The organism is Ewingella americana ATCC 33852, assembly GCF_000735345.1.
Lineage (GTDB): Bacteria > Pseudomonadota > Gammaproteobacteria > Enterobacterales > Enterobacteriaceae > Ewingella > Ewingella americana.
Map to the genome: position 1 here is coordinate 1 of NZ_JMPJ01000036.1, position 9,189 is coordinate 9,189.

Below are 9,189 nucleotides of genomic sequence, written 5' to 3' on the forward strand. Positions count from 1 at the left end.
AATCGTGCCGTTTCAGTGGGTTTTGCTTTTGACTTTATCCCTCCCCTTTCAGGAGGGGAGGCTAGGTGGGGTGTGGGGTTGGCAGGATTTGAGCGCAATTTAAACCACTCCTCATCCCAGCCTTCTCCTCTGAGAGGAGAAGGAGTAAAACCCAAAAAACTGAAACCTAACTGTTTTCAATTCAAAGCTTTAATAGCGGCCCACCATCCCCTCATAACCCCGGGGCCTTCCACATCGACGTCGTTAACTGCCGGTCCACTAACCCCAGCTGATCCGCGTAAACCGCCTGCCAATTACTCTTCTGCAACAGATAAATTTCATGATTCGCCGCGTCGGGCTGGTATTCCCGCTCCCAGCGCACCAGAGACTCTCCTGTTTCGGCGAGGGTGGAATAGACGCCCGCCGCGACGCCTGCGGCAATGGCGCAGCCTAGGGCGGTCGCTTCCTTCACGACCGGCACTTTGACCGGGATTCCTGTCACATCGCTGAGGATCTGGCACCACAATTTGCCCTTCGAGCCGCCACCGGCGAACACTAATGACTTGGCGCGCACGCCGGAGAACTCGGCGATCAGGTCTAAATTGCAGGCGGAGACGATGGCGGCATTCTCTTCCAGCGCGCGGAATAAGGTCTGCTTATTGCAGCGTTCGGGGTCAATCGACAAATTGATGAAAGAGGGCGCGGCGTGATACCACGTCTTGAAGTGCATCGCGTCGGAGAAAATCGGTGTCACGCCCCATGAGCCGACCGGCACGCGGGCGGCCATATCTTCTAATAATGAATAAGTGTCGACCCCCAAACGCTGGGAGAGCAGCTTCTCTTCAGAGCAAAATGCGTCGCGAAACCAGCGCATCGTCAGGCCGGTGAAGAAGCTTATCGACTCGGCTTGCGCCATGCCGGGAATCACGTGCGGGTTAATCCGAATGTTCATTTCAGGGTCGGTTACCGGCTTAGGCAGATTAACCACTTGTTGCCAGAACGTGCCGCCCAGTACCGCCGTCTGCCCGGCGCGCACTACGCCCAGCCCCAGCGTGCCGAGTTGCACATCGCCGCCGCCCATGCCTACCGGCGTACCGGCTTGCAGCCCGCTAGCTTCTGCCGCCTTGACGGTGACGGAGCCAAGACGCGTGCCGGTTTCGGCGACGGGTGAAAGCATGTCTGCGCGCAGCCCGGCCATGTCGAGCAGCTCGGGGCGCCAGTTGCGGGTGGCGAGATCTAACATGCCCGTCGTACCCGCGTTGGAAGGATCAACCGCCAGCTCGCCGCTCAGCATATAAGCCAGCCAGTCGCTGATCATGGTCACGGTAGCTGCCTGACGGTAAATGTCCGGGCGATGATGAGCCAGCCACAGCAGGCGCGGCATGGCGCTCAGCGCCAGCGTCTGGCCGGAACACTCATAGACTTCGCGCTCGAACTCATAATCGTGGATCTCCTTCAGCTCGGAGACTTCGCGGCTGGCGCGGGCGTCAACGTTGGCGCAGGCCCAAATTGGTTCACCGGCTTTATTATAGAGAACGATACCTTCGCGCATTGAGCAGGCGGCGACGGCGCGAATGCTCGAGGCTGGGATCTGCGCTTCATGCAGCGCTTGGCGGATACACTGGCAGGCCAACTGCCAGTTTTTACTCAGGTCGAATTCCATTGAGCCGGGCACGTCCGGCACCGCGAGGTGGATCCACTCGGCCTGCCCCGCGGCTATCTGCTCACCTTCGAGATTGAAAATAACCGCGCGAATGCTGCCCGTACCGGCATCCAGTGCCATCAAATAAGCATCGTGTTTTGTCGCAGATGATGTGCTCATAGTCGCTCTCTCATAACGGTTTTTGTCCATACCCGTTACCGCCGCGCAGAACACATCCTGCGCGTTAGTCGAGCAGCGCCAGCATCGCCTGCGCCGTGCTCTCTTCGGTAACCAGTGCGTTAATTCGTTTGCCCTTTAGCGCCGCGACAATCGCCTCGGCTTTTTCTACCCCGCCTGCGACACCCAGCACGGTGGGGATATTGGCCAATTCATCCGGCGAGACGGCAATCAGCTCGTCGTGAATTGCCATGTTTTCCGCCAACTCGCCGTTGCGCTGCATGAAGTAGCCGAGGATGTCGCCGACCGCGCCTTTGCGGCCAAAAATCAGTTGTTCGCCTTCGCTGATATAGCCCGAGCGCAGGATAGTGGCGTCGTGCTTCTGGTTTAGCGAGCCGATGCCGACAATCGCGATGTCCGCCGCGCAGGCCGCCAGCATCACGTCATGCACATTGCGCTCTTGGCGGAAAATCGCCGCCACGCTGGCCGAGGATGCTCGCAACGGCGCGGGGATAATGCTTACGCCACAGGCCGCGTCGAGCTGGCCGATGCCGGTCATATAAGGGCCGACGCCGCCGGACAGCGTCACCATGCGGATCTGCTGTGAGCTGATAAAGCCGCTCAGGTGCTGCAAAGTGCTCATCGCGGTTTCGCCAAACCCCACTGCCAGCAGTTGGTCGGGCTTAAGCAGCGTCATCAACATGTGCGCGGCACCTACGCCCAGACGGCTACTCAGCACCCCTTCAGATAGCTGCGGCAACACCCGAATATGCTGCAAATCAAAGCGATTCAGCAGGGTGTTTTCCAGCGCCAGACAACCCTCAAAACGCGAGTTAATCTGCACGCGGATCACCCCGGACTGACGGCCTTTTTCCAGCAAACGCGAGACTTTCAGGCGCGTCAGCCCCAGCCGGTCACCGATCTCATTTTGGGTCAGGCCGTCGTGGTAATAGAACCACGCGGTACGTGCCAACAGCTCTTCTTCGCCCATGCCGTATTCCATTGGGATAGTCAGGTCGGACTGCGTTGCTTTGTCATTCATAGTGAACACTTATCAAAATGTAGATCAATTGTTCGTTAACAAAATGTTGTTAACTGTGATGTGTATGGCAAATCGTGAATGATTGCTGTTCGAATCATATCGCAGAGTATATGGATTGAACAAACTGTGATCGCGGCTGAAGTTTTATCCGTCACCTGAGACTAGGCTTTTGAACAATATTAAATGATAAATACATTTGTTCATTGAATGTGTTTTCACTCAGAGGCCCTTTCATGCAGACAGACTCCCTCGACGCGTTATTACAGGTTTCCGGTGTCAGCAAAGGTTTTTCCGGCGTAGCGGTACTGAAAAATATCGACTTTACCCTGCACGGCGGTGAGATCCACGCGCTGCTGGGGGGCAACGGCGCGGGGAAATCTACGTTGATGAAAATCATCGCCGGGGTCGAGGTGGCGGACAGCGGCACGCTGTGGCTGAACGGCAAAGTGCAAACCGGCATGACGCCCGCCAAGGCCCATCAGGCGGGGATCTATCTGGTGCCGCAGGAGCCAATGCTGTTCCCGAGTCTGACAGTAAAAGAGAACATTTTATTTCGTCTGCCTGCCCATCAGGCCAGCGCCGACAAGCTTAAACAGCGCCTTGACCAGCTGGGCTGCACTTTGCCGCTTGGCGCACTGGCCGGAACGCTGGAAGTGGCCGACCAACAGCTGGTGGAGATCCTGCGCGGGCTGATGCGCGACGCGCGACTGTTGATCCTCGACGAACCTACCGCCTCGCTAACCCCTGCTGAATCCGCCCGACTGTTTACTCAGGTGAAAAAGCTCACGGCGCAGGGCGTTGGCGTGGTGTTTATCTCCCACAAGATGCCGGAAATCCGCCAAATCGCCGACCGCGTCAGCGTGATGCGCGACGGCAAAATTGCGCTTAGCGGCGCATTGAGCGAACTCGACAACGAGCAGCTGATTCAGGCTATTACCCCACAGGCCGCCCAAACCGCGCTGCCCGCCGAACAGAAGCTGTGGCTGGACGTGCCCGGTACGCGCCGCAACGCGGGTGTCGGCCAGCCGGTGTTAGAGGTGGAAAACCTCACCGGCGAAGGCTTTATCGACATCTCTCTGACAGTGCATGCAGGGGAGATTGTTGGGCTGGCGGGCGTGGTCGGGGCCGGGCGCACCGAGCTGGCAGAAACGCTGTATGGCCTGCGTGCCGCGCGTGCCGGGCAGGTAAGGCTGGCAGGGCGCGATATCACTTCGCTCAATACGTCGGCCCGGCTGGAGCAGGGGCTGGTCTATCTGCCCGAAGACCGCCAAGCCTCCGGCTTATACCTTGACGCGCCGCTGTCGTGGAACACCACTTCGCTGACCTTTAACCGCAGCAGTTGGTGGCTCAACCCTAAACGCGAAGCCGCGGTGCTTGAACGCTATCACCGCGCGCTGGGCATCAAATACTCCCACGGCGAGCAGCACGCCCGCACGCTCTCCGGCGGCAACCAGCAAAAGCTGCTGATTGCCAAATGTCTCGAAGCCGCCCCGGCGCTGCTGATTGTTGATGAGCCAACCCGCGGCGTGGACGTCTCAGCCCGCGCCGATATCTATCAACTGCTGCAAAGCGTGGTGCAACAGAATGTCGCCGTGCTGCTGATCTCCTCTGACTTAGACGAAATAGAAGGGCTGGCGGACCGGGTGTTTGTCATGCATCAGGGCGAGATGAGCGGCGAACTGCGCGGCGACGACATTAACGTCAACGGCATCATGCATATCGCCTTCGGCAATGCTCACCAACCCTCGCCCGCCAACGCTTTAGAGGGAGATGCCTGATGCTTAAACTGATTCAGAATAACCGTGAGCTTACCGCGCTGCTGGCGATTGTGGCGCTGTTCGGCCTGCTTGGCGCGATGGACAGCCAGTCATTTAGTTTCCAGACGCTGGGGATGATTTTCGGCAGCGCGCAGATCCTGATGCTGCTGGCGATGGGAGCCACGCTGGTGATGCTGACGCGCAATATCGACGTGTCGGTAGGGTCGATAACCGGGCTGTGCGCGGTGTCGCTGGGTATTTTGCTTAATAGCGGCGTTGCCTTGCCGCTGGCTTGTCTGGCGACGCTGACAGTCGGGATTGCGGCGGGCTTGTTCAACGGCGTGCTGGTGGCGTGGCTGCGCATTCCAGCGATTGTCGCCACCCTCGGCACGCTGGGGTTGTATCGCGGATTGATGCTGCTGCTGACCGGCGGTAAGTGGATTGAGGGGCTGCCCGCTGACTTGAAATCGCTCTCTGCGCCGCTGGTGCTGGGCGTTTCACCTCTCGGCCTGCTGGTGATTGTGTTGCTGTTAGCCATGTTCTGGATGCTGTCGCGCACGGCATTTGGCCGCAGCTTCTATGCCGTCGGCGACAACCTTCAGGGCGCGCGCCAGCTCGGCGTGCCGGTCAATCGCATGCGTATTCTGGCTTTCGCCATTAATGGCGCGATGGCGGCGCTGGCCGGGATTGTCTTCGCTTCACAAATTGGTTTTGTGCCGAACCAAACGGGCAGCGGGCTGGAGATGAAAGCTATCGCCGCCTGCGTGCTGGGTGGCATTAGCCTGCTTGGCGGCACCGGCAGTATTGTTGGTGCCGTGCTGGGCGCCTACTTCCTGACGCAAATCGACAGCGTGCTGGTGCTGCTACGCCTGCCCGCGTGGTGGAACGACTTTATCGCGGGCGTCGTACTGCTGGCAGTGCTGGTGTTTGACGGCCGTTTGCGTCAGGCGCTGGACAAAAACCTGCGTCGCCAGAAGTACGCTCGCTTCCAGCCTAAGGCGGTGGTCGCGGAGAGAAGCAAAACCAAACCGTCGGAACCGCGCACTTCCCGACGCATGAATGCCAACAAAAGCGGGGTGCTGTGATGAATAACCTGAAGCGTTACGGCTGGGAAGGGGCGCTGCTGGCCCTGTTGGTGGTGGAAATCTTACTGTTTGGCCTCGCCAACCCGCGCATGCTGGACATTAACACGCTGCTGTTTAGCACCAGTGACTTCATTACCATTGGCATCGTCGCGCTGCCGCTAACCATGGTGATCGTCAGCGGCGGCATTGATATCTCCTTCGGCTCGACCATCGGCCTGTGCGCCATCGCGCTCGGCGTGCTGTGTCAGGCGGGCGTGCCTCTGCCGCTGGCGATTGGCCTGACGCTGGCACTCGGCGCGGCCTGCGGGCTGCTCAACGCCGCGCTCATCCTTTATACCGGCGTCAATCCGCTGGTGATCACCCTTGGCACCTTATATCTGTTTGGCGGCAGCGCGCTGCTGCTCTCCGGGCTGGCCGGGGCTACCGGTTTTGAAGGAATCGGCGACTTCCCGGCGGCTTTTACCGATTTCGCTAACCTAGTGGTATTGGGCTTGCCGATGCCGCTGCTGATTTTCCTCTTGGCGACGCTGTTCTTCTGGGCCTTGATGCACCGCACCCGCACCGGCCGCAATGTGTTTCTGATTGGTCAAAACGCCCGTGTGGCGCGCTACGGCGCACTGCCGGTCAGCCGCACGCTGTTTGCTTTGTATGGCATGACCGGGCTGGCCTCGGCGGTGGCGGCGATCGTCATGACTTCTTACTTCGGCTCGGCGCGCTCGGATCTCGGCGTCTCCTTACTCATGCCTGCCATCACCGCCGTGGTGCTGGGCGGGGCGAATATTTACGGCGGTTCCGGCTCGGTGTTAGGCACCGCGCTGGCAACTTTGCTGATTGGTTATTTGCAACAAGGGCTGCAAATGGTCGGCATCTCCAGTCAGGTCTCCAGCGCACTCTCCGGCGCGCTGCTGATTCTGGTGGTGATTGGCCGTTCAGCCAGCCTCAACCGTGGCCTCCTTCGCAGTGTTTTCCAGCGCTATTACCGCCGCTGGTCTGCGCCTTCTGCTTCTCTGACCTCGAAATAATGTGGAGTGAATGATGAAAACAACCGCGTGGAAAAACCTGTTCGCCGTCAGCGCATTAGCTCTGGTTTGCGCCAGTGCACAGGCCGCAGATCGCATTGCCTTTATCCCGAAACTGGTGGGCGTCGGCTACTTCACCAGTGGCGGCAGTGGCGCAACGGCGGCGGGCAAGGAACTGGGCGTTGATGTGACCTACGACGGCCCGACCGAACCCAGCGTTTCGGGGCAGGTGCAGATGATCAACAACTTCGTCAATCAGGGCTATGGCGCCATCGTGGTGGCGGCAGTTTCCCCCGACGGCCTCTGTCCAGCCTTGAAACGCGCCATGCAGCGCGGGGTGAAAGTCCTGACGTGGGACTCAGACACCAAGCCTGAATGCCGCTCGATTTACATCAACCAAGGCACGCCGCAGCAGCTGGGCTCCATGCTGGTGGACATGACCGCCAGCCAAGTGACCAAAGAGAAGGCCAAGGTGGCGTTCTTCTACTCCAGCCCGACGGTGACCGACCAGAACCAGTGGGTGAAAGAGGCGAAAGCCAAAATCGCCAAAGAGCATCCGGGCTGGGAGATTGTCACCACCCAATATGGCTATAACGACGCCACCAAGTCGCTGCAAACCGCCGAGGGCATCATGAAGTCGTGGAATGACCTCGACGCCATCATCGCGCCAGATGCCAATGCTTTGCCAGCGGCGGCGCAGGCGGCGGAGAACCTCGGGCGCAAGAATGTCGCCATCGTTGGCTTCAGCACGCCAAACGTTATGCGCCCGTACGTCGAGCGCGGCACGGTGAAACAGTTCGGCCTGTGGGACGTGGTGGCGCAGGGCAAAATCTCGGTTTATGTCGCCGAACAGCTGCTGAAAAAGGGTGAGCTGAACGTCGGAGACAAGCTGGACGTGCCGAAAATCGGGCAGGTCGAAGTCTCGCCGAACAGCGTGCAGGGCTACCAATATGAAGCCAAGGGTAATGGCATTGTTCTGCTGCCGGAGCGCGTGGTGTTCACCAAAGACAACATCGGTAAATACGATTTCTAACGTTAACGTCAATGTAAGGAGAGCTTGAGATGGCTGATTTAGACGACATCAAAGACGGCAAGGATTTTGGTATTGGTACGCCGCAAAGCAATCGCGCTTTCTTCCTTAAAGGAAGCGGGGCGCTGGACTGGGGGATGCAGTCACGGCTGGCGCGCATTTTCAATCCGGCCTCCGGGCGCACCGTCATGCTGGCGTTCGATCACGGCTATTTCCAAGGGCCAACCACCGGGCTTGAGCGTATCGACCTCAACATCGCGCCGCTGTTCGAACACACCGATGTGTTGATGTGTACACGCGGCATTTTGCGCAGCGTGGTGCCCGCCGCCGTCAATAAACCCGTTGTGTTGCGCGCTTCGGGCGGTAACTCGATTCTGACCGAGTTGTCGAATGAAACCGTGGCCGTGGCGATTGAAGACGCGCTGCGCCTGAACGTTTCCGCCATGGCCGCGCAGGTTTATATCGGCAGCGAGCACGAGCATCAGTCGATCAAAAACATTATCCAATTGGTGGATCAGGGCACCCGCTACGGCATGCCAACCATGGCGGTGACTGGCGTGGGCAAAGACATGGTGCGCGACCAGCGTTACTTCTCATTAGCCACCCGCATCGCCGCCGAGATGGGGGCGCACATCATCAAAACCTATTATGTGGACAGCGGCTTCGAGCGCGTCGCCGCCGGCTGCCCGGTCCCAATTGTCATCGCCGGTGGCAAGAAACTGCCCGAGCGTGAAGCCTTGGAGATGTGCTTCCAGGCCATCGATCAGGGTGCGTCGGGCGTGGATATGGGCCGCAATATCTTCCAGTCCGAATCGCCAATCGCCATGCTGAAAGCCGTGCAGGCCGTGGTGCATAACAACGCCAGCGTCGACCACGCCTACGAGCTGTTTCTCGACCAAAAAGGCTGATCTAAGGAGGAGTTATGGAAGTCACACTGGTAGAAATTAATGTTAAAGCGGACAAGGTCGATGAGTTTTTGAAAGTGTTTCGCGACAATCACTTAGGCGCGATTAAAGAGCCGGGCAACCTGCGTTTTGACGTGTTGCAAGACGAGCAAGAACCCACGCGATTTTTCATTTATGAAGCCTACGTCGATAACGCCGCCGTCGCCGCCCACAAACAGACGCCGCACTACCTAAAGTGCGTCGAGGCGCTCGAAGGACTGATGACCGGGCCGAGGAAGAAAACCAGTTTTAGAGGGATTTATCCAGAATAGGGTCTGCTCCTTCTTCTTTTAAGGAGAGGCCGGGTTGAGGTTTGCTGCATCGAGCACGGTTTTGAACCACTCCTCATCCCAGCCTTCTCCTCTGAGAGGAGAAGGAGTAAACCCATCCCCAGACTGAACTAAGTCACTGAATTTTATGAAATACCCCCTCCCAACCTCCCCCTTTTCAGGGGGAGGAGCAGAACAGCACTCCACTGAAACGGCACGGTATAGATGCCTCAAAACCGCAGTCA

Annotated in this window: 9 protein-coding genes; 6 read left to right on the forward strand and 3 right to left on the reverse strand. The window is 58.6% G+C overall.

Features of this window, described 5'->3' with window-relative positions; translation table 11 throughout:
- Nucleotides 1-211: 211 nt before the first annotated feature.
- Nucleotides 212-1,801: an autoinducer-2 kinase gene (gene lsrK, locus GEAM_RS05625; protein WP_034789398.1), complete on the reverse strand. Its 1,590-nt coding sequence runs from the start codon at nt 1,799-1,801 to the stop codon at nt 212-214.
- Between the two features lie 64 nt (nt 1,802-1,865).
- Nucleotides 1,866-2,840 (reverse strand): transcriptional regulator LsrR, encoded by a 975-nt coding sequence (gene lsrR / locus GEAM_RS05630; RefSeq protein ID WP_051899417.1) that lies wholly within the window; start codon nt 2,838-2,840, stop codon nt 1,866-1,868.
- Between the two features lie 233 nt (nt 2,841-3,073).
- Between lsrR and lsrA the strand changes: the two genes are divergently transcribed.
- Genes lsrA through lsrG form a run of 6 tightly spaced genes read left to right on the forward strand, consistent with a single transcriptional unit; the run spans nt 3,074 to nt 8,947 of the window.
- Nucleotides 3,074-4,618, forward strand: a complete 1,545-nt coding sequence (lsrA, locus tag GEAM_RS05635) for an autoinducer 2 ABC transporter ATP-binding protein LsrA (RefSeq protein ID WP_034789392.1) — start codon at nt 3,074-3,076, stop codon at nt 4,616-4,618.
- Nucleotides 4,618-5,682: an autoinducer 2 ABC transporter permease LsrC gene (gene lsrC, locus GEAM_RS05640; RefSeq protein ID WP_034789393.1), complete on the forward strand. Its 1,065-nt coding sequence runs from the start codon at nt 4,618-4,620 to the stop codon at nt 5,680-5,682. Before lsrA ends, lsrC begins: the two co-directional genes overlap by 1 nt.
- Complete coding sequence (gene lsrD, locus GEAM_RS05645; RefSeq protein WP_034789394.1) at nt 5,682-6,704, forward strand: autoinducer 2 ABC transporter permease LsrD; 1,023 nt, start codon at nt 5,682-5,684, stop codon at nt 6,702-6,704. Before lsrC ends, lsrD begins: the two co-directional genes overlap by 1 nt.
- Before the next feature lie 13 nt (nt 6,705-6,717).
- The gene (lsrB, locus tag GEAM_RS05650; protein ID WP_034789395.1) at nt 6,718-7,734 is read left to right on the forward strand and encodes an autoinducer 2 ABC transporter substrate-binding protein LsrB; all 1,017 of its coding nucleotides are present in this window, start codon (nt 6,718-6,720) and stop codon (nt 7,732-7,734) included.
- A gap of 29 nt (nt 7,735-7,763) precedes the next feature.
- The gene (lsrF, locus tag GEAM_RS05655; protein WP_034789396.1) at nt 7,764-8,639 is read left to right on the forward strand and encodes a 3-hydroxy-5-phosphonooxypentane-2,4-dione thiolase; all 876 of its coding nucleotides are present in this window, start codon (nt 7,764-7,766) and stop codon (nt 8,637-8,639) included.
- A gap of 14 nt (nt 8,640-8,653) precedes the next feature.
- Entirely contained in the window at nt 8,654-8,947 is a 294-nt protein-coding gene (gene lsrG / locus GEAM_RS05660) for a (4S)-4-hydroxy-5-phosphonooxypentane-2,3-dione isomerase (protein WP_034789397.1), read from the forward strand.
- 18 nt (nt 8,948-8,965) lie between these two features.
- Here lsrG and GEAM_RS23340 read toward each other — a convergent pair.
- Nucleotides 8,966-9,189, reverse strand: a 224-nt coding sequence (locus GEAM_RS23340; RefSeq protein ID WP_210435876.1) for a hypothetical protein, incomplete at its 5' end; no start/stop codon positions are given.

Coding starts and splice junctions, on each gene's coding strand:
- lsrK (WP_034789398.1), bottom strand. CDS start 1,801: ATGAGCACATCATCTGCGACAAAACACGATGCTTATTTGATGGCACTG.
- lsrR (WP_051899417.1), bottom strand. CDS start 2,840: ATGAATGACAAAGCAACGCAGTCCGACCTGACTATCCCAATGGAATAC.
- lsrA (WP_034789392.1), top strand. CDS start 3,074: ATGCAGACAGACTCCCTCGACGCGTTATTACAGGTTTCCGGTGTCAGC.
- lsrC (WP_034789393.1), top strand. CDS start 4,618: ATGCTTAAACTGATTCAGAATAACCGTGAGCTTACCGCGCTGCTGGCG.
- lsrD (WP_034789394.1), top strand. CDS start 5,682: ATGAATAACCTGAAGCGTTACGGCTGGGAAGGGGCGCTGCTGGCCCTG.
- lsrB (WP_034789395.1), top strand. CDS start 6,718: ATGAAAACAACCGCGTGGAAAAACCTGTTCGCCGTCAGCGCATTAGCT.
- lsrF (WP_034789396.1), top strand. CDS start 7,764: ATGGCTGATTTAGACGACATCAAAGACGGCAAGGATTTTGGTATTGGT.
- lsrG (WP_034789397.1), top strand. CDS start 8,654: ATGGAAGTCACACTGGTAGAAATTAATGTTAAAGCGGACAAGGTCGAT.